We start from the raw sequence: 23,012 nt of genomic DNA on the forward strand, positions 1-23,012 counted from the left end.
GTGGGCGATGAGGGGTTCGAACCCCCGACCCCCTCGGTGTAAACGAGGTGCTCTGAACCAGCTGAGCTAATCGCCCTATTTTACTAGGTTGCAACCGTATTGTGATTGCGAGTGCAAATATACAGCTAGATTTTGTATTTGCAAGCGTATTTGTAAAAAAAATGAAATATTTTTTGATTCTTTTCTTTAGCCTGCTCTTTCACAGTAATTTAGTTTGAAGTGAAGAACTGTGTGTTTTTTAGGTTTCGTTAAAAAAATCACAAAATAGCCAAGTTTAGAATATAACTTTGCTTTCGGTCGCTATAATCATACCTTTGTATATCTTAATTGTATACTAAAATGGCCAGATATAAAGAAAATGATTTGCCAAAATCAAAAATTACCGCTACTTCTCTCAATAAAGCAAAACTAATATTCAAATACGCCGGAAAACACCAATGGAAATTTTACGTTGGTTTGTTCTTCCTGTTGCTTACAGGAGCTACTGCCCTCGCCTTTCCTAAGTTAATGGGGATGTTAGTAGACTGTGTTAAAAACAAAGACAACAGCGAAACCAATAAAATTGCCATGGCATTGATCGCGATTTTGTTCCTTCAGGCCTTTTTCTCCTTTTTCAGATTGTCCTTATTTATCAATTTTACTGAAAATACGTTGGCAACGCTACGTTTGGCTTTATACACCAATTTAGTTAAGCTGCCTATGAGCTTCTTTTCTCAAAAAAGAGTTGGAGAATTAAACAGCCGTATTAGTGCTGATATTACGCAGATTCAGGATACTTTAACGAGTACCATAGCGGAATTTTTACGCCAGTTTATTTTAATTATTGGAGGTGTGATTTTATTGGCTACAGAAAGTTTTAAACTTACTTTACTAATGCTTTCTGTTGTGCCCTTGGTGGCTACTGCTGCAGTAATCTTCGGAAGATTTATTAGAAGATATTCCAAGCAAGTACAAGATCAGGTGGCAGAGAGTCAGGTGATTGTCGAAGAAACCATGCAGGGAATTAGTATTGTAAAAGCTTTTGCCAACGAATGGTATGAAATTGCAAGATACAAAGGCAAAATAAACGAAGTGGTTAAACTGGCGATTAAAGGCGGTAAATACCGTGGTTATTTTGCTTCTTTTATCATTTTCTGTTTGTTTGGTGCTATCGTGGCGGTCGTTTGGTACGGGGTACGTTTGAGTATTGCCGGAGAAATGAGTGTTGGGCAATTGATTTCATTTGTATTGTATTCGACTTTTGTGGGCGCCTCTTTTGGAGGAATAGCCGAATTATATGCTCAGATTCAAAAAGCAATTGGTGCTACCGAAAGGGTTTTTGAATTGTTGGAGGAAACTCCGGAGGAAATTAACCTTGAAGCTAGCAATGCGCATGAAAAAATAAAAGGGAATGTAGCCTTTACTAATGTTGCCTTTAGCTATCCTTCCCGTAAAGAAATTGAAGTTCTTAAAAATGTAAATTTCACAGCCGAATTTGGTCAAAAAATTGCAATTGTGGGACCTAGTGGTGCCGGAAAATCGACTATTTCGTCTCTGTTATTGCGCTTTTACGATATTACTTCGGGAGAAATTACGGTTGACGGAAAAAGCATCTATGAGTATGATCTCGATAATCTTCGTGGTAACATGAGTATTGTTCCTCAGGATGTAATTCTGTTTGGTGGAACAATCAAAGAAAATATCGCCTACGGAAAGCCCGATGCGACAGAGGAAGAAATTATTGAAGCAGCCAAACAGGCAAACGCATTCAACTTTGTGAATGGTTTTCCGGAGAAATTCGAAACTTTGGTGGGAGAACGTGGAGTGAAATTGTCAGGAGGTCAGCGCCAGCGTATTGCAATTGCGAGAGCTTTGCTTAAAAATCCAAGTATTCTGATTTTAGATGAAGCTACCTCTTCTTTAGATAGTGAAAGCGAAAAATTAGTCCAGGAAGCATTAGAAATTCTGATGGAAGGAAGAACCAGTATTATTATTGCACATCGTCTTTCTACAATTAGAAGCGCTGATAAAATCTTGGTTTTAGACAATGGAAAGATAACGGAAGAAGGAACACATCAGGAACTGATAAATCTTGAGAACGGAATTTATAAAAATCTTAGCAATCTACAATTTAGTAACTCTTAATTAATGTAAAACTTTAAATAATTTAAACGCCTTTTGTAATGAAAAATTCTATGCAGAAAAGCATTGTAGTGGCAGCACTACTATTGCTAAACCTATTTAGTGCTATCGGACAAGAAAAGCCTTTTAATGTGATTAATTTGAAACCGGATGGTTCGCAATACATCAAATTCGGAATGAATCTCCAGGTCTGGGGGCGCTATTCTGAACTCAATCCCGGCAGTAAAATAGGAACAAATGAAGTAGATGAAGCTTATGATGTTGTAATTAGACGTTTGCGTTTACAAGCAATGGGAATGTTGACCGAGAATATTTTCTTTCATTTGCAATTAGGACAAAATAATATCAATTTTCAGCAAAATTCAGGCCCTTCAAATGCGCCGCTTTCTATTATGGATGCAGTTGGAGAATATCATTTTAATGATAAACTTCATATTGGAGGTGGTTTAACCGCCTGGGGAGCAGGAACGACAAGGTATTCTGCCAATAGTTCGGCAGCGCAGTTGACATTGGATACGCCAATGTACCAACAGTTTGCTAATACTTCCTCTACTTTCGGAAACAGAAATCTAAGTATTTATGCTAAAGGAGATTTAGGCGACTTTAATTATAGAGTAGCGATTACAAATCCGTATCGAAATACAAATAATGCTATAGGTCTAAATTCTACATTAAGCACTGAAACACCACGTGCACAGTATGCCGGTATTTTAACCTATTCCTTTTTAGAGAAAGAATCTCTGGAAGATCCTTATCACAAAGGAACCTACCTGGGGACTAAAAAAGTATTCAATATAGCATTGGGTTATATGACGCAGGCCAAAGCCATGTGGCACTTGACACCGGATGCTAAAGTTGCTTACGATGATATGAGAATCTTAGGTTTTGATGTCTTTCATGACAGCCCGATTAATGACAAAGGAGCAGCTATTACGGCTTATGCGTCATACAACAACAATAATTATGGTAAAAATTACATTCAGGCTGTTTCAGTTCCTAATCCTGCTGTAGGAGATAACACGCTTATAAATGGCTCAGGCGCCGGTTTTATTGGTGTTGGAACAGGGAATATTTATTATGCGCAACTAGGATATTTGTTTGCTAAATCTTCTAACGAGTCTAAAAAAGGCCGTTTTCAGCCTTATCTTGCCACACAGATTGCTGCTTTAGAAGCTTTAGACACGCCAATGACGATGTATGAAATTGGAGCTAATTACTATACCACAGGTACTTTTGGTCCAAAATTTAGTTTAAATTACCAAAACAGAGCGGTTTATGATAAAACCTTACTGGGAAAATATACTCAAAGCGATCGTTTAGGAACAGTAGTACTGCAATGTCAGGTCTCTTTTTAAAAAGGTTAAATTTTCACGCAAAGACGCAAAAGCGCAAAGCAAAAGAGGTTTTAAAACTTTAGAAAAAAAAAAGAAAACTTTGCGCTTTTGCGACTTCGCGAGAAATAGAAACCAATAAAAAAGCTCTAGTGTAAACTAGAGCTTTTTCTATATAATCTAAAATCTGAGATAAAACTATTTCCCTTTTCTTCTCTTGCGTTCTGCTTTAATCATAGATAATTCACGACTTGTTTGTCCTGCTACAGAAGTATTCTCTTCGGCACGACGAATCAAGTATGGCATAACATCTTTTACAGGCCCAAAAGGCAAATATTTAGCAACATTATAACCGTTTTCGGCTAAGTTGTAGCTAATATTATCGCTCATTCCGTATAACTGTCCGAACCAGATTCTGTTATCGTTTTTGGCGATTCCTTTGCCCTGCATCATTTCCATTAATTTATAAGAACTCAATTCGTTGTGAGTTCCTGCAAAGATGGACATTGTATCTAAATGTTCTAACATATAATGCACTGCTGCATCATAGTTAACATCTGTTGCTTCTTTAGAAACGCAAATTGGAGAAACGTAATTTTTTTCTTCGGCTCTCTTATTTTCTTTTTCCATATAAGCGCCACGAACCAGTTTCATTCCGATATAGAAACCTTCTTTTTTGGCAATATCATGCAATTTTTTCAAATAGTCCAAACGATCCCAACGGTACATCTGTAAGGTGTTGAAAACAATTGCTTTGTCTTTGTTGTACTTACGCATCATGTCGGTTACCAGCTCGTCTGCAGCATCCTGCATCCAGCTTTCTTCACCGTCAATTAATAAGGCAACATCTTTTTTATGTGCTTCACTGCAAACCTTATCAAAACGGGCTACTACTCTATCCCATTCTGCTTGTTCTGCAGGAGACAAAGTCTGTTGTTCTCCTAGTTTTTCATAAAGTTCAAAACGACCTAAACCGGTAGGTTTAAAAACAGCAAACGGAATTGCTAAACGTTCTTTAGCAAATTCAATCGTTTTTAAAGTCATTTCTAAAGCAGCATCAAACTGCTCTTCTTCTTCTTTTCCTTCAACTGAATAATCTAAAACAGATGAAACGCCTTTGGTAAACATTTTGTCTACTACAGTAATGCAGTCGTCTTCGTTTATACCACCGCAAAAATGGTCAAAAACAGTTGCACGGATTAGTCCTTCTACTGGCAAATGTGCTTTAATAGCAAAATTAGTAACAGCAGTTCCTATCCTCACCAAGGGTTCACTGTCGATCATTTTAAAAAGAAAATAAGCTCTGTCAAGTTCAGTATCGCTTTTTAACGAAAATGCAACCTGAGTGTTATCGAATATTTTTTCCATTTAGGTTATTTATTTGTGCAAATATAGACAGAGTTTCAATATTATTTACTTAAAAATGCCTTATTTTGCGCTTTCAATTAACTAAAGAATTATGCAATCCATTCAAGCCAATAATTATCTGGTACATTTTAACCAAAATGCATACGAAGCTCTAAATGCACATTTAAGAGAAAATAAATATTCAAACCTGTTTATTGTAGTCGATAATCAAACAAATGAGCATTGTTTATCTAAATTTTTGCCATTACTTGAGACGGATCTGACAATAGAAATTATTGAATTTGAAGCCGGTGAGATCAATAAAAATATTGAAACCTGCATCGAAATCTGGAATGTTTTAACTGAGCTTGGTGCAGATAGAAAATCACTTGTAATTAATTTGGGTGGTGGTGTTGTAACCGATTTGGGAGGTTTTGTGGCTTCAACTTTCAAACGTGGAGTTGACTTTATTAATATACCGACTACCTTATTATCTATGGTTGATGCTTCTGTTGGAGGAAAAACCGGAGTTGATTTAGGGAATTTAAAAAATCAGATAGGTGTTATTAACGTGCCTCAGATGGTATTGATTGATACGCAGTATCTGGAAACTTTACCGCAAAGCGAAATGCGTTCCGGTCTGGCTGAAATGCTAAAACACGGCTTGATTTACGATGCGCCGTATTGGAGACAATTTTTGGATCTGAAATCAATTGACTATGCTGATTTTGATGAATTGATTTATCGTTCTGTCGAAATTAAAAATGAAATCGTAATACAAGACCCAACGGAAAAAAACATTCGTAAAGCGTTAAACTTTGGTCATACTTTAGGTCACGCTATTGAAAGTTACTTTTTAGAAAGCGAAACAAAGAAAACGTTACTGCACGGTGAAGCAATTGCGGTAGGAATGATCTTGGAAAGTTATATTTCATTGCAAAAAAACTTAATCACTGCGCAGGAATATGCCGAAATTAAAACGGCTATCCAAAGCATTTATGACGATGTAAAGTTTGACGATAATGACATCGAACCGATCCTTGAATTGCTTATTCACGACAAAAAAAATGAGTACGGTACAATTCAATTTGCCTTAATCGAAGGAATCGGAAAAATAAAAATTAACCAATCCGTTGAAAATAAATTGATTCTAGACGCGTTTCAGGATTATAAATCTTAAACTTTTTTTAAGTAAAAGCATTGCATTAGGTGTATTTTATTTTTTACATTTGCCACGATGAAAACAAACAATAAACAAAGACAATTTAGTTCTTATAGAAACCGCCTCAACAGTTCCTTGCTAAGGATGTTGAATCGTTTTTATAATAGCAAGAGTCCGTTTTGTTTTGATGTTTTTTTATGTTCTAAGGCAGAGCACGAAAAACTGCCGATTATATTCGCCAATATTAGAGTTTGAATTTTAGATTTAGCATCGTTTCCTAAATTAAAAAAAAACAATCTTAAATATTGAAAAAATAAATGAATACAAAATATTCGGACTTAATAAATCAAACGTATTACTTCCCGCAAGAAGAATTTAAATTAAACAAAGACAACCTACAATTTCACAATATCGATTTGATGAAATTGGTAGAACAGTACGGTACTCCATTAAAATTTACTTATCTGCCACAGATTTCGAACAACATTAATAAGGCTAAGTCCTGGTTCAGAAAATCGATGGAGAAAAACAAGTACGAAGCCAAGTATTACTATTGCTATTGTACAAAGAGTTCTCATTTTGAGTATATCATGAATGAGGCTTTCAAGAACAATATCCATATCGAAACATCATCTGCTTTTGACGTGAATATTGTGGAGAATTTGTTGGAGAATGGTAAAATCAACAAAAGTACCTATGTTATCTGTAACGGATTTAAAAGAGACGAATACATTACCAACATTGCGAGACTAATCAATAACGGGCATAAAAACACGATTCCAATTATTGACAATTATGAAGAACTTGATTTGCTTCAGGGTGAAATAAAAGGAAAATTCAAAATCGGAATCCGTATTGCTGCCGAAGAAGAGCCTAAATTTGAGTTTTATACTTCAAGATTAGGGATCGGATATAAAAACATTGTTTCTTTTTATAAGAAGCAAATTCAGGAGAATGATAAATTAGAGCTGAAAATGCTTCACTTTTTCATTAATACAGGAATAAACGATACTGCTTATTACTGGAATGAGTTAGTAAAATGTATCAAAGTATACATTGCACTAAAAAGAGAGTGTCCTAGCCTTGATGGCCTGAACATTGGTGGTGGATTCCCTATTAAAAATTCACTTGCCTTTGAATACGATTATCAATATATGATTGATGAAATTATCAATCAGATTAAAATTGCCTGTGACGAAGCTGAAGTAGATGTACCTAATATTTTTACTGAATTTGGATCATTTACAGTGGGAGAAAGCGGTGGCGCTATCTATCAGATTCTATATCAAAAGCAACAAAATGACAGGGAAAAATGGAATATGATTGATTCTTCATTCATTACCACTTTGCCGGATACCTGGGCGATAAACAAACGTTTTATTATGCTGGCAGTAAACCGTTGGAATGATACTTATGAGCGGGTACTGTTAGGAGGTTTAACTTGTGATAGCGATGATTATTACAACTCTGAGCAAAATATGAATGCTATTTATTTACCTAAATACAACAAAGAAAAACCATTGTATATCGGTTTCTTTAATACTGGTGCGTATCAGGAAACTATTGGAGGTTATGGAGGTTTGCACCACTGCCTTATTCCACAGCCAAAACATATCCTTATTGATCGGGATGAAAACGGAATTTTGGCTACTGAAGTTTTCTCAGAACAACAAACTTCTGATGATGTATTGAAGATACTGGGGTATTCTAAAAAAATATAAAAAAAGCTGCAAATTGATGATTTAATATCTTTAAAATTATTAATTTGCAGTATCATCTAAAAGGTTAAACTTTTAATTCAAAACAAAAAAATAAAAAAAACAAGAAAATGAAAGGACCAATCAGTCAGTTTATTGAAAAACATTATTTGCACTTTAATTCTGCTTCTTTAGTTGATGCTGCAAAAGCATACGAACAACAATTAGCAAATGGAGCTAAGATGATGGTGAGTATGGCTGGCGCTATGAGTACAGCAGAAATTGGTAAAATTTTTGCCGAAATAATCAGACAAGATAAAGTACAAATTATTTCATGTACCGGAGCCAATCTGGAAGAAGACATCATGAATTTAGTGGCTCATTCGCATTACGAAAGAGTACCTAATTACCGTGATTTAACACCGGAAGACGAATGGGCATTGCTGGAAAGAGGATTAAACCGTGTTACTGATACTTGTATTCCTGAACACGAAGCATTTCGTCGTTTGCAAAAACACATTTACAAAATCTGGAAAGATGCAGATGACAAAGGAGAACGTTATTTTCCGCATGAATTCATGTATAAAATGTTATTGTCAGGTGTATTAGAAGAATACTACGAAATAGATTTAAAAGATAGCTGGATGTATGCAGCTGCTGAGAAAAATTTACCTATCATTGTTCCGGGTTGGGAAGATAGTACAATGGGTAACATTTTTGCTTCTTATGTAATCAAAGGTGACCTAAAGGCTTCTACCATGAAATCTGGAATTGAATACATGACATTCCTTGCTGACTGGTATCCGAAAAATAGCGCTAACGGAATTGGATTTTTCCAAATTGGTGGTGGTATTGCAGGAGATTTTCCTATCTGTGTTGTGCCAATGTTGTACCAGGATATGGAAATGCACGATGTTCCGTTTTGGAGTTATTTCTGCCAGATTTCAGATTCAACAACCAGTTATGGTTCGTATTCTGGAGCTGTTCCAAACGAGAAAATCACTTGGGGTAAGTTAGACATCAAAACCCCTAAATTTATTATTGAATCGGATGCTACAATTGTTGCTCCGTTAATTTTTGCATATTTATTAGATTTATAGGATAATTTATGAAAAGAGTTATAGTAGACTACGCTAAACTTACCAACGAAATTTTAAACCTTTTGGTAGAGAAATTTCCTGATGGTTATGATGATTCGGATGTTATCCGTTTTAGAAATGCTAAAAATGAATTAGTCGAAGCAGTTGAAGTTCGTACAGAAGACACTATTTATTTAGTTAAAATTAGTACTAAACTTGCAGATAGAATTGAAAACTACGACGAAGATGATGATATCGATGTTGATGTTGACACAATCGAGCCGGTAAAAGGTCTTGATCTTGATGATGATATCGATGACGACGACGACGATGATACGCAAGACAAACCGGATGTTGACGGTGGAGATGACGATGATGACGACGAAGATAAAGATGACATCGCTGATGACGATGATGAAGACGATGAGGATTAATTTATCTCTTTCTTAATAAACTAAAGGAACTCTATTCGGGTTCCTTTTTTTATTAAACTCTTTTAAAATTATTTATTTTTGAAAGAAAAATACTATATTTACAACATTCTAAAGTACTAGCGCCAGATGAATTCACAGATACTACATGCCAAACTAAAAGAAAATTTTGGATTTGAAAAATTCAGACCCAATCAGGAAACCATTATAAATACAGTGCTTTCCGGTCAGGATACTCTTGCTATCATGCCTACCGGAGGTGGAAAATCAATCTGTTTTCAGTTGCCGGCGCTAGTTCTTCCGGGAATAACAATTGTAATTTCGCCACTAATTGCTCTGATGAAAGATCAGGTTGACAGTTTAAAAGCCAATGGTATTTTTGCTTGTTATATTAATAGTAGTCAATCATCTGAAGAACAGCAGTTTTATATCGATAATTTAAAATCAAACCGATTTAAACTGGTGTATATAGCCCCAGAAAGTTTGTCTTATTTGGATGTGGTTTTTAATGAACTCACCATCAGTTTGATCGCCATAGACGAGGCGCATTGTATTTCTTCCTGGGGTCATGATTTTCGTCCGGCTTATACTAATCTGGGATATCTGAAGAGCCGCTTCCCTTCTACTCCAGTCTTGGCGTTGACTGCGACGGCAGACAAAGCTACCCGTACGGATATTATAAAACAACTAAAATTAAATAATCCAAAAACCTTTGTAGCTTCTTTTGACAGGAAAAATTTAAGTCTTGAAGTTCGTCCAGCCTTAGACCGTATAAAACAAATTACAGATTTCATAGAAAAGCGACCTAATGAATCCGGGATCGTATATTGTCTCAGTCGAAAAACAACTGAAGAGTTAGCGGATAAACTTCGCAAAAAAGGAATTTTAGCTAAAGCCTACCATGCCGGTTTAGACAATAAAGTACGAGCTAAAACACAAGATGAGTTTATAAACGATGATTGTCAGGTCGTTTGTGCTACAATCGCATTCGGAATGGGGATTGACAAATCAAATGTGCGTTGGGTTGTACACTATAATCTTCCAAAAAACATAGAAGGCTATTATCAGGAGATCGGACGTGCCGGGCGTGACGGTTTACCGTCTGAAACTATTTTATTTGAAAGTTATGCCGATGTAATTCAGTTACAGAAGTTTGCTTCCGAAGGTCTAAACGCTGATGTGCAATTGGCGAAATTAGAAAGAATGAAACAATATGCTGATGCATTAAGCTGCAGACGTAAAATTCTGCTTTCTTACTTTGGAGAATTGGTTACTGAAAATTGTGGCAATTGTGATATCTGTAAAAAACCTCCCATTTTTTTCGACGGAACTATTTTAGCACAGAAAGCGTTGTCGGCCATTATTCGCTTACAGCAATCGGAGCCTTTGGCTGTAATAGTTGATTTTTTAAGAGGCTCAAAAAATGCCTATATCTACGAAAAAAATTATCAAATGCTAAAAACCTACGGAATCGGTGCTGATATTTCGTGGTACGATTGGAATCAATATTTAATACAGCTAATTAATTTGGGATATTGCGAAATAGCATTTCATCAACACAATAAAATTTTATTAACTCCTTTTGCAAAGAAAGTTTTGTTTGAAGGCGAAAAAGTAAAACTGACAACCGTTGTTAAAAAAGTGATCGACAAAAATGCGGTAAAAGAAGAAAAAGCAACAGTTGTCAAAAATTCTCTTTTTGAAAAACTTAGAAGATTGCGTTACGAAATTGCGCAGGAAGAAGAAGTTCCGGCTTACGTGATTTTTAGTGATGCAGCTTTACGTCAAATGGAAATTGTTCGTCCGATGAGTGATGAAGAGTTTCTGCTGATTGATGGTGTTGGAAAAGTGAAACTTGAAAAGTATGGATCGGAGTTCATAAATGCCATTATTGAATTTTATAAAAGTAAAAAGTCAAGTACAAAAACTACAAAAGAAAGTAATACCTATAAAGTAACATTAGAATTGTTTCAAAATGGAGCTTCTGTGCAAGAAATTGCTTCAAAAAGAAAATTAGGACTTTCTACAGTGGTATCACATTTGGCTAAGTTATATGTGGATGGACACAATGTCAATTTAAGTCAGTTTGTTTCTGCTAAAGAAGTAGCGCGATTGCAAAAAGCACAAACAGTATTAATGAATCCAAATGCGCTAAAACCTTATTTTGATTATTTTGAAGGGGAATTTTCGTATGACAAAATCAGATTGGGTCTTGCTGTTATTGAGAAAAATAATAAGAAATAAATTTTGTATCCGGACTTATATTAATTGCCTCCAGCTTAAGCTGGAGGATAAGAATTGATTCATAATAAAAAAGGCTTTAGCCGGATTTCTTTTGAATGTTAAGATCAAAAAAAATCCCAAACTCAAATCAACAAAGATTGGAATTTGGGATTTATATTTTTTGAAATTTAAACTCCTCAGAATTAGTTTCTGATTAATTTTTTGTATTTCAAACGTTTTGGAGTTAAATCACCACCTAAACGTTTCTTTTTGTTTTCTTCGTATTCAGAGAAACCTCCTTCAAAATAGTACACTTCAGACTCTCCTTCAAAAGCAAGAATGTGTGTACAAATTCTGTCTAAGAACCATCTGTCGTGGGAGATTACTACCGCACAACCAGCAAAGTTTTCAAGACCTTCTTCAAGTGCACGAAGTGTATTTACATCTAAATCATTCGTAGGCTCATCTAATAAAAGTACGTTTCCTTCTTCTTTTAGTGTCATGGCTAAGTGTAGACGGTTACGTTCACCACCCGATAGCATAGATACTTTTTTGTTCTGATCGCTTCCTCCAAAGTTAAAACGGCTAAGGTAAGCACGTGAGTTTACCTGACGTCCGCCCATCATGATTAATTCCTGACCATCGCAGAAATTTTCCCAGATTGTTTTGTTTGGATCAATGTTAGAGTGTGATTGATCTACATAAGCGATTTTTACAGTTTCTCCAACAGAGAATTCACCACTGTCTGTTTCCTGCTCGCCCATAATCATTCTGAAAATAGTAGATTTACCGGCACCATTTGGTCCGATAATTCCAACGATTCCGGCTTGTGGCAGGGTAAAGTTTAGATTGTCATACAATAATTTATCTCCAAAAGCTTTGGCTACATTTTTAGCTTCAATAACATTTGTTCCTAAACGTGGGCCATTTGGGATATAAATTTCCAGATTTTCATCCAGTTGTTTTTGATCTTCGTTTAATAATTTGTCGTAATTCTGTAAACGTGCTTTTTGTTTAGTCTGACGTCCTTTTGCTCCTTGACGAACCCAGTCCAACTCACGCTCTAAGTTTTTACGACGTTTAGAAGCTACTTTTTCTTCTAATGCCATTCTGCTAGATTTCTGATCCAACCAAGAAGAATAGTTTCCTTTCCACGGAATTCCTTCTCCTCTGTCTAATTCCAGAATCCAGCCCGCAACGTTATCCAGGAAGTATCTATCGTGCGTTACCGCAATAACAGTTCCGGCATATTGAGCTAAATGTTGCTCTAACCAAAGTACACTTTCTGCATCTAAGTGGTTGGTAGGCTCATCTAATAACAATACGTCAGGTTGTTGCAATAACAAACGACATAAAGCTACACGACGACGCTCACCTCCAGAAAGGTTTTTAATTGGCGTATCTCCGTCCGGAGTACGTAAAGCATCCATTGCGATTTCTAATTTGGTATCAATTTCCCAAGCTCCAAGGGCATCAATTCTATCTTGTAAAGCCGCTTGACGGTCCATTAATTTGTCCATCTTATCTGCATCTTCATAATTTTCCGGAAGAGCAAATAAATCGTTGATGCTATTGTATTCTTCTAAAACGGCCATAGTTTCGGCAACTCCTTCACGAACAATATCAATAACAGTTTTAGTATCATCTAATTGCGGTTCTTGCTCTAAATAACCAACCGTATACCCGGGAGCAAAAACTACATCTCCCTGATAATTTTTGTCAACTCCTGCGATAATCTTCAAAAGTGAAGATTTTCCGGAACCGTTTAAACCTAAAATACCAATTTTTGCTCCGTAGAAAAAGCTTAAATAAATATTTTTTAGTACTTGTTTGTCGCTGCTTGAGTAGGTTTTACTCAACTTTGACATGGAGAAAATTACTTTCTTATCGTCTGACATATAATTTTTTTATTTTTGTTAATTAATTGATTTTTAATATTTTATAAATTATTCATTATGCGATTATTCTACTATAAACACTAAAACTTCCCACTTTTTATTCCCACTTTTACAATTAAACCAATATAATAGTTGTATGTTTATACCCGATAAAAGTTTAAATATATGGCAACAAAGATAGTTTTAAATAAAAAGAATTCAAATGATGAATTTGGAATAATTAGCATACAATCTTTTGACGGTGGGAAGAAAAAAAAGAGTTTAGGGATCAAAGTTAAAGTTGAACATTTTAAAGATTACTTTAATAGTAAGTTTCAGCTTTTCGAACCTAATAAAGAATTTGATTATAACAGTATAAATACCCAAATCAAAGATGGAGTTTATAAGTTTATAAATAATATTCCTATTGAGAAAACAAAACAAAAAGACAAACTTCTTGTTCCATTACCCGAAATATTAAAAACTGAAAAAAATACAAGTGAAAGATTATCTTTTATTTCATATTTTGAGGAAAGAATGGCTCTCAAAAAAACAGAAGGACATAGATATTCAGTATTAAATGTGTTGAGAAAATTAAAAAAGTACCTAACCAAATTGGGAAAGGATGATTTATATTTTGATGAATTAACTCCTGAGTTTTTTGTAAAGTTTAAAAATTACTGCTTGTCTGTTTCTGATCCAAGAAAACTTACAGAAAATGGAGTAAGAAACTATTTTAAAGTTATTAAATCTGTCTATCATGATGCTTATAATACAGGATATTTTATTTTTTCTCGAAATCCTTTCTCATTAATCAAAAATGAATCAGGTGATAAAATCGAAAAAAATCCATTAACAATAAACCAAGTTCAAGCATTAATGGAGTTAGAATTAGATAATAAATTGAGAATAGCAAGAAATATATTCTATTTTCAAATTTTGGGTAATGGGATGCGATGTTCTGATGTTGTTTTTATTAGATATGGTGATTTTAAAAATGGAAGACTATCTTATAAAATGATGAAGACTAATACTCATTTAAAGATTGCCATAGGTCTGAAAATAATGTTGATACTTGCTGAAATATTAGGTGAGATTGGCAAATACAACGAAATGATAGAGACAATAAAAGTTTCAGAAAGAAGTATTTTAGGCCAAGGTCAATTTACTGTACAACAATTAGAAGAAAAAATAATTGAAAGTTGTCCTCAAATTGGTTTTCCTTCTAATAGTACTATATATGAAGGATACAAAGGTTATACTATTAAAATAGGAGATTTTAATATAAAACAAATCATTGATTTAAGGATCGAAACAATCGAAGATATTAATAATATTTTTTTAGAATATATGCAGGAAGTTATTAATAAGCAAGATGATAATGAATTTGTATTTTTAAACCAGTTACATAAAAAATCTGTCCCTTTTTTTAAAGATTACAAGAAAGGTGATGTTTTAACATATGCGCAATTTCAAAAATATAGAGTGATTAGAAATACTTATAATTTAAGTCTTTATAAAATAACAGAAATTTATAACAATCATATTTCAATCAAAACAAAAGACAGATGGAAATATGTTATTAAATTAAGTTCACACGTTGCTAGAAATACTTTCGTTTCAATTCTTTTGAAAGAAAATGTTGATGTCTATAAAATTAGTAACGCACTTGCTCACACCGAGTTAAAAACTACTCAAAATTACATTAAACGAGGTGTTGATAGGGATGCTAGCGATGCGGCTGGATTGGTAATTCAAAAGATTATTTAACACTTCAACAGCCCTGAAGACACATAACAAGCATAAGCAATATTGGCAAAAAGTGCCTATAAAAAATTCCATTCTTTTTAAGAATGGAATTTCCATTTTATATATAATTCTTATTGAATCAACTCAAAAAAAAATCTTTGCTAAACAATTTAATTGAATAGTACTGCAAAAATTATAAAATTTATAATATTATATAATTATTTTTCTGTTCCTATCATTTCATACTCCTTAGAGGTAAACAGTTATTACTTATCATTCGTTTTCTAATCTGTTTAAATTGTATATACAATTATATACAATGTTTTTCTTTCTCTGTTTTGTATCATTCTATCTTTAAAAAATCCATCTTTAAAAAAACATCGTCCATTTTTTTCATATATAGTATATGGATTGAAACGTTTTGTTTTTATTCAAAGAAAAAAAAATAATTATAATATGAAAATCAAAAAACACCTTCATACTCAGTTTTTAAAATTCATTGTAGAAAAATACGATAAAGAAATTCAAAAACTTCCAGAAGCAGAAGAAACAAAAAAACCTAATAAAAAAGTGATTGACAATATTGACGACATTTTAAACTATGAGGATGAAATTGAAGCACAAGATGATAACGAACTAGATGACGATGAAAACGTTGACGACCTTTTGAAAGAGTATAGAGAGGTAGAAAAAAATTACTGGAGAAAGAGAAATGATAAAATTTATAAAAGACGATAAAATACTATATGATATAGAAACTATTAAACACATATTAAATGTTCCGCGTTCAAAAGTACAAAGGGAAATGAAAAAACAACAAACCGAAATTATTAAATATAAGAACTTGTATTTATATCCAGAAGAAACAGTATTCGAATTGATGGAAATTATTCTTATAGAAAAAATAAATAAATCTATATGATTGATAATGATAAAATTAAAAAATGCCAAACAAATATTGAAATTGGAAATTTTAAACTAAAATTTGAAAAAGATCCTAAAAAAAGAGAGAGATTAAGGATTAAAATCCAAATTGAAGAATTAAGAATAAAAATAGAAAGATTAAATTAAAATATTAATGAGTTCTCACACTCTGGAATAAAATTGAATAGACAGCAATAAAAAGCAAACCATAATAAATTAACCGGTACGGATAAAATCTTTTATCTGTACTTGGTTGAATTATATAAAAAAATTAAAATTAAGAATGACTATACTAAAAAAGAAAAACACTTTCAAAACACCCCAAATGATTGTCGATGATATAAGATATAGTTTTAATAAAATAATCTCTCAAAACAATCCTATTTATTCTATAACAATAACTAATACAGGTTGTAAAACAACTGAAGAACTAAGGTTTTTTCTAACCAATAAACTTTTCAATCAAATCAACAAAGATTATAAGAATTCATTTGAAAAATTAAATTATCTTTTTGTTATAGAATATCCAACTAAGGTTTCAATGGGAAATCAAATTCCTGACAACTGCGAAGTTCATACTCATATAGTTTTAGAAACCACTATTTCACTTCAACATTTGGATCACTACATTCAAACAACATTTAAAAATCCAAATATCCATATTGAGGATATTACTAAGAGAGATGACAAAAACAACTATGTTAATTATATAATTAAACAAAAAGATTTACTCACTAACAATAATTACAACTATAAAATATCGATATAACAAAAACATTTATTATTAATCAAAAAAAAAAATGATTAACAAACACTACTAATAAACAAAAACAGTAAAATAAATTAAAAACACAAAAATGAAGTAAGGCAAAGCTTCCATAATTTAGTTTAATTATCTATTTTGTCAGTTTGATATTAAATGGTAGTGTTTATTTTTTTTTAATAATATGTAGATAACTGCATTACATAAAAAACACCTTCGTAAGTATTTTCAAGATCTATCAAATCAAGATATCTTAAAGATTCTTCATCATTAACAATAGATTTTATCATTTTAATATTCTCTATAATTTCGTCATCATATTCGTCATATTCATCAATAGTGTAAAATCTGACAAGCATATACATCGAAACTTCTCCTTCTATAACTCTATTTTCGGAATCACCAAGAGAATCTCTACTTTTATTTGCTTGAATTAAAATTTCTTCTAAAAAGTTTAAAGAAGTATCTCTCAGTTCTGCTTCTAAAAACTCTTCGTAAGTCAACGGTTCTCCATCATCCCCAACATACTCGCTATCAAGAGATTCATAAATCTCATTACCATCTAATCCAATCATTTCAGGGGACAAATCAATACTCTCGAATACATCAATTAGATTATACCCTTTATATTTTTTGAAAAGCAAAACTTCTCCAACCATTAATTTTATCTCTCCATCTGATACATCATCGCTTAAACTGTAAACTTCATTATGTATTTTTATTTGTTTCATTATATTTTATAATTAGTAATTTCTAAACAACAAAGTTCACTCTTATAAAAGCAAGCTTCCAAACATTAAAACAGGTAAAATACTGACATTAGACACAAAAACTAAAAATCAGAAATATGTTTTTATTTTCTTCTACAAAAGTAAAACGAAAAAAATAAATAAAAAATGAAAAAAAATTTGGAAAATTTTGACCCTTGATGAATACTGAAATAAAAAAAAGTTATTTTTAATTTTAATAAAGAAAAACGGTTTTACTGGGTTTGAAGAACTTTTTTAATTTTATCGTCCCTAACGATAGATTTTAGCAAATTGAACACTGTTACATATTCATCAATAGAAAACGTAAGGACTGAGTTAAAAACTACAAAATAATACACAACCTCCCAATTATTCAATAAGTAATTTTCAATTTTATTGGTTTCAAAATCTTTAGTAATTTTTTGAGTATCAAAACAAAATAATATTTTGTTTAGTTGTTGAGGTTTTATCGTTTTACCTCTGCCAATAATTACTATATCATTGTCTTGAATTTTGTATTGTTTTAGTTTCATTATGATATATATAAAACTTAAAAACTTGCCCTAAGACAAGTTTTTGCATTTCGTTATTTAAAGTTCAAACTGCTTAATCATTTCTTTTTTGAAACGGACTTTTTTGGAACTATTTTATAAAAAATTTCATTTCCAATATGACATCCGTTACCACAACCCCATAACATATCAATATTACCAACAACTTTAACGTTTAAAATATTATTAGGTTTAACATTAAACTGTAGTATATAATTATATCCACCTTGAGGGTCATCTTCCGTTAGAAAGAATTCTCCATTTTTCGGATCTTCATTATCTTCTTTGGCAATTCCTTGACCTCCACAACTACATAAATCATCCGGATCCATTCCCTCCCAAACGAAATTAAATGACTGTTTTTGTTTTGAATAATTTGAAATTTTAAGTTTGTATAAACCATCTTTACTTTTATAAACACCGTTTAATTGTGAATAACCGAAATTAAAAACTAATATTAAAATTGATATAAATATTTTTTTCATTTTTTTTTAAATTATTTGACTTTTAGTTCTAACCAGTTTTGAAAGTTTCTTAACTCTCTTTTTGTTTTAATTGATAAATTATTTCCAATAATTAAAATGAGAAATTTCTTTTTTTAATCCTTCTAATGTTTGCGAATATTGGGTTGACGAGACATTTTTCATTATCCAAGGTCCACCATCATTTGGTCTGTCAGATTCAGCATTCGACATTGATTTAGGTTTCCAGTTTTTGTCATCTAAACCATCTTTACGAGAAGGCTCGAATTTTATTGAATAAATACCATAAACAACATCGTTTACATTATAATCAAAGTCGAAATTTTTTATATCTATTGCCCAATTATTGATTATTTTTCCACTTTTCATTTCCTCATATTTACTCACATAATTACAGCTAATACTTTCGTCTTTTTCAGATAATTGACTAATACTAATAGTCCATCCACTATTTTTTATGGCATCTTCAAATGTAAAATCACTCATTATAATGTAAGATTTACTCTTTTCTAATTTCTTTCTTAAAATCTCTCTATTTACCCAGCCATTTTTAACATCTACTTTTCTAATAATAGAATCGTATTGGTCTTTTTCAATACAAGTTCCTGTATATAATTCATTTGCCCCTTTTTTTCGAATGTCTTTTAATTTTCGAGGAATTCCATTAAGTAAATTATTTTCCAAATTTAAATCTGAACATTGACATTCAGGATTAGTTACTGTTTCAGTTATTGCTACTTGTTCCGTTTTTTCCTTTGATTCGTTATTGTCATTTTTTCCTCCACAAGAAATTAGTAATATTCCACTAATTATAATTAGCATTAAATTGTTTTTTTTCATTCCGTTTTGATGATTAATTTTTCCTACTCTAAAGCTTTTCGGATACGCTCCGTTTATATGGTTTCTGGACTCCATCGAGTTAATAATTTATATAACTTCACTGCTGTAAAAATATAAAAAAACATTTAACTAATCATGTATGATTAGTTAAATCATAAATGATTAGAGGAATTTTACATATAAAAAATTCCTTATAATTGATTTACACTAAAGACCAAGAGTATTTAACTAAATTTGGGAAACATCTAAAAAAGATGCGAGAAGAAAAAGGTATGTCCCAAGAAGAACTTGCTAACTTGGCAGAAGTTTCATTGCCTCAGATTACTAGAATTGAGAGAGGTGTGATAAATCCAACTATATGCACTATTAAATCCTTGGCAATTGGCTTAGGAATAGAAACATCTTTAATGTTTGGATTTGAAAATGACATTTGAATGTTTGGCAAAAAAAATTATTCAAATGCACTTTGATAAAAATTTAAATACAACTGAACTAAATAAATAAAGTGAACTGAATAAGAGGTACAACTATTAAAAGCTACAGCACATAACTATAATCTCAAATCAACATCTAAAAATGACAGAAATTTATAAAAAAACTGCCCATCACGAAAGTGGTCATATTATCATGGGATTTCTTAATGATTACTCTTGTGAAGAAACAGAAATACTATCAAATGGGGATGGAAAAACTAGATTTAATTATGGGAATGATTTATTGACGATTGCAGCAATAACAAATTGTAAAAATGATCCAGAAATATTTAATGATTTACCACAAAGTGTAAAGCTAAATTGTCCGGAAGTTGCATTCAAGTCTAGCTTAGTATTGGTAGCTGGTTCAATTGCAGAATCAATTTATTTAAATAACGGAATTTCTGGAGACGAAATGGACGTAGAAATTGCTGGTCCTGATTTGGTTCGAATTGAAAATATTGATTTTTTACTTTCTCAAATTGATCGAAATCATAAAGCGAACTTTATACCGAAAATGATGCATACAACAATGACATTATTTGCAGATGAAACTATATGGAATGCTACTACTATTTTAGCTGAAGCATTATTTGAGAAAGAAAATCGAAAATTATCTAAATCTGAAATTGACGCTATTCTTGAAGATTGTGGATTTATAGAATACTTAAAAAGTAAATAATAAAGACTATAAATAAAAAATTAATTTAATCTAACAATATTTAATTCAATTATGAAACTCGTATAAAAAGCAAAAAAATAATCTAAAAAAGTAGTCCCCGACATAGACTACTTATTTAACTCTACAAAACTCAACTTTAGAGTTTAGTAGACGCTACTTGTGTGTGGTGCCATTACTGGCTGTCGGTGGTAGCAATATTTTCAATAAACTTCTTGACTTCTTTTCGCTTGCAATTCCATTCTAAAATCAAATTCAGTCCACTTGATAAACCAAAATTTTTCTTGTTTAATTAGATTTTCTTGATTTGAATCAATACCTACTAAAGTCAATAATTCTTTTTTGAACTTATATTTATCAATATGAACACTAAAATTATTTTTCAAATATATAATAAATTTAATTAATTTATCTTCTAAAATGTAAACATCAGATGGACAGTTTTTTTGCAATTCTGTAAGATAATTTTCTACCAATGATGAAAGTTTTTTTAATATTTTTCTTTCCAAATATTTCATCGAATTGAGTGAGTTAATTCTTTTTAGTGTTTTATCAATATTTGACATATGTTTAATCAAACCTGCGTTAGTTGTCGTTTTTAATACTGCTTTTTCTAACTCTTCAATTTCTAGAAATAAATTTTCTTTCTCAATTCGTTCTATCGTATTATTCAAATAAGGACAGCTCAAAACATCCATTAATAGCAATATCAACTCTGTGTCATTTTTCCATTTTTTATCGATAATAGCATTCCTGAATTTTCCTAAAATATATTGTTTGAGTATCAATTTAATTTGATTATACTCATGAACATTTTTAATATAAAACAAAAGAACTGTTATAGAAAAATAATTAAGTGGATGAACGATTTCAAAAGTGTTGTCTGAATGAATTTTTATATTGAAATATGAACATAGAACTTTTACATTTAATCTGTATTCTCTACCAAGTTGACTTAATGCAATTAATAGATATAATGTTTCAACTTGGGTTTCTTTACTTGTTTTATTTTTTTGAAGTATTAAAAAGATTTCATCAGAAATTTTTTTAAAAATGTTGTGTTTGTAATTAGATGAAAAAGGTTCGATATATTCATTAGTTTTATTTCTCTTTAAAAAACATATTATTTTATCAACTATTAGACATAGTTTAATTGTTGAATTAACCCGTGGTGATACTGAATATAAGAAAAATGCAACATCTAAAATTTCTAAAAATCCTTTCTCGAATTCCTTCTCGCTTAGTTCTAGATTGTCATTTTTCTCTTTTTTGAATTTATTTATAAGTTTTGCAGTTTTTTTATCTAACACTGCAAGACTATAATTCATTATGTCTTTATATTCTACTCCAGTTTCTTTTATAATCGACTTAAACCTTGTAATTACATTATTTGATGAAAAGTATATTTCGGAACTTTTTTCTTCATTTTCATCTGTTTTCTTATTCTCTTTTAACTTCAAATGCTCATTAAACAAATCGCTAATCTTTTGTTTCGCTAAACTTATCTCTGTTATTATGGGTTTCTCGTAAACAACTGACTTATTTTCATTTATATACATTTTATATTCACCAAGAGAGAGTTTGAATTCCTTTAATATTCTTTTCGAATCTGTATCATCATTATAGAAGATAAAGTAATCATCTACATATCTAAAGATTTCATAATCGATTTTATGAATTAGATTTTTACAATTTTCATCCTCAATCTTTAGTTTGTCATATATGTTTTTATCGATTTGTTGAAGGATTAATTCTGCGAAAATTCGAGATAATTCGGGCCCAATTACAATACCGTTAGTTTCATTTGCATTTAATTTCTGCATTAAATTATCAAACTCACCAGGAAAAGTATCTAGTGAATGTTGAACATTATCTTTAACAATTGATTTATTAAAGATTGCCCAAGAAATAGTATGTGTATAAACACTATCAAAACATTTAGATATATCAATTTTCAAAAGTTTTTTATACTTTTTTTCGCATCTATGAAACTGATATGATTCGAAAAATTTATGAATATTGCTATATTTCTGATAAGTAAAATATGATTTTAAATTTTCATATTCACTTTCATCCTGTTCAATTTGAGAATGTTCTAAATCACCATCTTTATTTTTTTTGTGTAGCAAATCATTATAAAATGTAAATTTGGCAATACGAGCAGGCTTTCTAATCGAAAATGGACTAATTGAACAATAGTAGAGCATTAGACTTCTATATTTATCATAAAACTCTAAAACTTTAACTTGGTTATTGGGATGAATTAGACTTAACTTTCTAAAGTCATTTATTTTATGACTTATATTAAATATAAAAGGTCGTGTTGCTTCTTCAGGACGAAACAAAATCCCTTCAATCTCTGTAAAAGCTTTGTTTTGTTTACTTTTATAATCAGGATTTTTAATACTTCTTTGTCGTTTCAATAAATATTTATAAAAGTATCTATTTGAAAACAAAAGTGGAGTTTCATATGGCAAAACATCAGACAGAACAACTCGTTCCTTACAATCTATTATAGGTATCTTTTTCCTCAT

The 23,012-nt window shown here is 31.5% G+C and carries 20 protein-coding genes and 1 tRNA gene; 13 read left to right on the plus strand and 8 right to left on the minus strand.

The features are described 5' to 3' along the window. Window position 1: 1 nt before the first annotated feature. Window positions 2-76: transfer RNA gene (locus G3A47_RS18360), tRNA-Val, on the minus strand. A 263-nt stretch (window positions 77-339) separates the two neighbouring features. Between G3A47_RS18360 and G3A47_RS18365 the strand changes: the two genes are divergently transcribed. Together G3A47_RS18365 and G3A47_RS18370 are read left to right on the plus strand one after the other, a co-directional pair. Continuing rightward, the gene (locus G3A47_RS18365) at window positions 340-2,124 is read left to right on the plus strand and encodes an ABC transporter ATP-binding protein (RefSeq protein WP_166925006.1); all 1,785 of its coding nucleotides are present in this window, start codon (window positions 340-342) and stop codon (window positions 2,122-2,124) included. A gap of 38 nt (window positions 2,125-2,162) precedes the next feature. After that, the gene (locus G3A47_RS18370; RefSeq protein WP_166925008.1) at window positions 2,163-3,476 is read left to right on the plus strand and encodes a porin family protein; all 1,314 of its coding nucleotides are present in this window, start codon (window positions 2,163-2,165) and stop codon (window positions 3,474-3,476) included. A gap of 174 nt (window positions 3,477-3,650) precedes the next feature. Here the strand turns inward: G3A47_RS18370 and G3A47_RS18375 are convergent, their stop codons facing one another. Next, window positions 3,651-4,820 carry a proline dehydrogenase family protein gene (locus G3A47_RS18375; RefSeq protein ID WP_166925010.1) on the minus strand — a complete coding sequence of 390 codons (1,170 nt, stop codon included), beginning with the start codon at window positions 4,818-4,820 and terminating at the stop codon, window positions 3,651-3,653. A 91-nt stretch (window positions 4,821-4,911) separates the two neighbouring features. Between G3A47_RS18375 and aroB the strand changes: the two genes are divergently transcribed. The 5 genes from aroB to recQ all read left to right on the plus strand — a co-directional run bounded on the left by aroB (window position 4,912) and on the right by recQ (window position 11,412). Then, entirely contained in the window at window positions 4,912-5,979 is a 1,068-nt protein-coding gene (aroB, locus tag G3A47_RS18380; RefSeq protein ID WP_166925012.1) for a 3-dehydroquinate synthase, read from the plus strand. Between the two features lie 299 nt (window positions 5,980-6,278). Further along, entirely contained in the window at window positions 6,279-7,682 is a 1,404-nt protein-coding gene (locus tag G3A47_RS18385) for a type III PLP-dependent enzyme domain-containing protein (RefSeq protein WP_166925014.1), read from the plus strand. Window positions 7,683-7,789: 107 nt separating this feature from the next. Beyond that, window positions 7,790-8,758, plus strand: coding sequence for a deoxyhypusine synthase family protein (locus G3A47_RS18390; RefSeq protein WP_068840722.1), 969 nt, complete (start codon window positions 7,790-7,792; stop codon window positions 8,756-8,758). A gap of 8 nt (window positions 8,759-8,766) precedes the next feature. Continuing rightward, window positions 8,767-9,171: a DNA primase gene (locus G3A47_RS18395; RefSeq protein WP_166925016.1), complete on the plus strand. Its 405-nt coding sequence runs from the start codon at window positions 8,767-8,769 to the stop codon at window positions 9,169-9,171. A 126-nt stretch (window positions 9,172-9,297) separates the two neighbouring features. Next, window positions 9,298-11,412 carry a DNA helicase RecQ gene (recQ, locus tag G3A47_RS18400; RefSeq protein WP_166925018.1) on the plus strand — a complete coding sequence of 705 codons (2,115 nt, stop codon included), beginning with the start codon at window positions 9,298-9,300 and terminating at the stop codon, window positions 11,410-11,412. A 182-nt stretch (window positions 11,413-11,594) separates the two neighbouring features. Here recQ and ettA read toward each other — a convergent pair whose 3' ends face one another. After that, window positions 11,595-13,289 (minus strand): energy-dependent translational throttle protein EttA, encoded by a 1,695-nt coding sequence (gene ettA / locus G3A47_RS18405; RefSeq protein ID WP_166925020.1) that lies wholly within the window; start codon window positions 13,287-13,289, stop codon window positions 11,595-11,597. A 165-nt stretch (window positions 13,290-13,454) separates the two neighbouring features. On the opposite strand from ettA, the gene G3A47_RS18410 reads away from it, so the two are divergent. From G3A47_RS18410 to G3A47_RS18425, 4 genes are all read left to right on the plus strand, one after another. Then, window positions 13,455-15,038, plus strand: a complete 1,584-nt coding sequence (locus G3A47_RS18410; protein ID WP_166925022.1) for a tyrosine-type recombinase/integrase — start codon at window positions 13,455-13,457, stop codon at window positions 15,036-15,038. Between the two features lie 435 nt (window positions 15,039-15,473). Next, a complete protein-coding gene (locus G3A47_RS18415) occupies window positions 15,474-15,755 on the plus strand; it encodes a hypothetical protein (protein WP_166925024.1) in 282 nt (93 codons plus the stop codon). Between the two features lie 180 nt (window positions 15,756-15,935). Beyond that, window positions 15,936-16,088, plus strand: coding sequence for a hypothetical protein (locus G3A47_RS18420; protein WP_166925026.1), 153 nt, complete (start codon window positions 15,936-15,938; stop codon window positions 16,086-16,088). 136 nt (window positions 16,089-16,224) lie between these two features. After that, window positions 16,225-16,710: a hypothetical protein gene (locus tag G3A47_RS18425; protein ID WP_166925027.1), complete on the plus strand. Its 486-nt coding sequence runs from the start codon at window positions 16,225-16,227 to the stop codon at window positions 16,708-16,710. Between the two features lie 170 nt (window positions 16,711-16,880). Here the strand turns inward: G3A47_RS18425 and G3A47_RS18430 are convergent, their stop codons facing one another. The 4 genes from G3A47_RS18430 to G3A47_RS18445 form a co-directional block, all read right to left on the minus strand. Further along, window positions 16,881-17,435 (minus strand): hypothetical protein, encoded by a 555-nt coding sequence (locus G3A47_RS18430; protein WP_166925029.1) that lies wholly within the window; start codon window positions 17,433-17,435, stop codon window positions 16,881-16,883. Window positions 17,436-17,686: 251 nt separating this feature from the next. After that, a complete protein-coding gene (locus G3A47_RS18435; protein ID WP_166925031.1) occupies window positions 17,687-17,986 on the minus strand; it encodes a hypothetical protein in 300 nt (99 codons plus the stop codon). A gap of 77 nt (window positions 17,987-18,063) precedes the next feature. Continuing rightward, window positions 18,064-18,489 (minus strand): hypothetical protein, encoded by a 426-nt coding sequence (locus G3A47_RS18440; protein ID WP_166925033.1) that lies wholly within the window; start codon window positions 18,487-18,489, stop codon window positions 18,064-18,066. A 78-nt stretch (window positions 18,490-18,567) separates the two neighbouring features. Beyond that, window positions 18,568-19,401, minus strand: coding sequence for a hypothetical protein (locus G3A47_RS18445; protein ID WP_166925035.1), 834 nt, complete (start codon window positions 19,399-19,401; stop codon window positions 18,568-18,570). A gap of 122 nt (window positions 19,402-19,523) precedes the next feature. Between G3A47_RS18445 and G3A47_RS18450 the strand changes: the two genes are divergently transcribed. Further along, window positions 19,524-19,760, plus strand: coding sequence for a helix-turn-helix domain-containing protein (locus G3A47_RS18450; protein ID WP_243860508.1), 237 nt, complete (start codon window positions 19,524-19,526; stop codon window positions 19,758-19,760). 142 nt (window positions 19,761-19,902) lie between these two features. Then, a complete protein-coding gene (locus tag G3A47_RS18455) occupies window positions 19,903-20,481 on the plus strand; it encodes a hypothetical protein (protein WP_166925037.1) in 579 nt (192 codons plus the stop codon). 200 nt (window positions 20,482-20,681) lie between these two features. Here G3A47_RS18455 and drt3b read toward each other — a convergent pair whose 3' ends face one another. Next, window positions 20,682-23,012 (minus strand): antiviral reverse transcriptase Drt3b, encoded by a 2,331-nt coding sequence (gene drt3b, locus G3A47_RS18460; RefSeq protein WP_166925039.1) that lies wholly within the window; start codon window positions 23,010-23,012, stop codon window positions 20,682-20,684.

The sequence above is a fragment of the Flavobacterium poyangense genome (assembly GCF_011751075.1).
GTDB classification, from domain to species: Bacteria; Bacteroidota; Bacteroidia; order Flavobacteriales; family Flavobacteriaceae; genus Flavobacterium; species Flavobacterium poyangense.

Excerpts from the sequence above, each read along its gene's own strand:
- recQ (WP_166925018.1), top strand. The coding sequence starts at position 9,298 with ATGAATTCACAGATACTACATGCCAAACTAAAAGAAAATTTTGGATTT.
- G3A47_RS18440 (WP_166925033.1), bottom strand. The coding sequence starts at position 18,489 with ATGAAAAAAATATTTATATCAATTTTAATATTAGTTTTTAATTTCGGT.
- G3A47_RS18430 (WP_166925029.1), bottom strand. The coding sequence starts at position 17,435 with ATGAAACAAATAAAAATACATAATGAAGTTTACAGTTTAAGCGATGAT.
- G3A47_RS18365 (WP_166925006.1), top strand. The coding sequence starts at position 340 with ATGGCCAGATATAAAGAAAATGATTTGCCAAAATCAAAAATTACCGCT.
- G3A47_RS18435 (WP_166925031.1), bottom strand. The coding sequence starts at position 17,986 with ATGAAACTAAAACAATACAAAATTCAAGACAATGATATAGTAATTATT.
- G3A47_RS18370 (WP_166925008.1), top strand. The coding sequence starts at position 2,163 with ATGAAAAATTCTATGCAGAAAAGCATTGTAGTGGCAGCACTACTATTG.
- aroB (WP_166925012.1), top strand. The coding sequence starts at position 4,912 with ATGCAATCCATTCAAGCCAATAATTATCTGGTACATTTTAACCAAAAT.
- G3A47_RS18445 (WP_166925035.1), bottom strand. The coding sequence starts at position 19,401 with ATGGAGTCCAGAAACCATATAAACGGAGCGTATCCGAAAAGCTTTAGA.
- G3A47_RS18415 (WP_166925024.1), top strand. The coding sequence starts at position 15,474 with ATGAAAATCAAAAAACACCTTCATACTCAGTTTTTAAAATTCATTGTA.
- G3A47_RS18425 (WP_166925027.1), top strand. The coding sequence starts at position 16,225 with ATGACTATACTAAAAAAGAAAAACACTTTCAAAACACCCCAAATGATT.
- ettA (WP_166925020.1), bottom strand. The coding sequence starts at position 13,289 with ATGTCAGACGATAAGAAAGTAATTTTCTCCATGTCAAAGTTGAGTAAA.
- G3A47_RS18390 (WP_068840722.1), top strand. The coding sequence starts at position 7,790 with ATGAAAGGACCAATCAGTCAGTTTATTGAAAAACATTATTTGCACTTT.
- G3A47_RS18375 (WP_166925010.1), bottom strand. The coding sequence starts at position 4,820 with ATGGAAAAAATATTCGATAACACTCAGGTTGCATTTTCGTTAAAAAGC.
- G3A47_RS18395 (WP_166925016.1), top strand. The coding sequence starts at position 8,767 with ATGAAAAGAGTTATAGTAGACTACGCTAAACTTACCAACGAAATTTTA.
- G3A47_RS18420 (WP_166925026.1), top strand. The coding sequence starts at position 15,936 with ATGATTGATAATGATAAAATTAAAAAATGCCAAACAAATATTGAAATT.
- G3A47_RS18410 (WP_166925022.1), top strand. The coding sequence starts at position 13,455 with ATGGCAACAAAGATAGTTTTAAATAAAAAGAATTCAAATGATGAATTT.
- G3A47_RS18385 (WP_166925014.1), top strand. The coding sequence starts at position 6,279 with ATGAATACAAAATATTCGGACTTAATAAATCAAACGTATTACTTCCCG.
- G3A47_RS18455 (WP_166925037.1), top strand. The coding sequence starts at position 19,903 with ATGACAGAAATTTATAAAAAAACTGCCCATCACGAAAGTGGTCATATT.
- drt3b (WP_166925039.1), bottom strand. The coding sequence starts at position 23,012 with ATGAGGAAAAAGATACCTATAATAGATTGTAAGGAACGAGTTGTTCTG.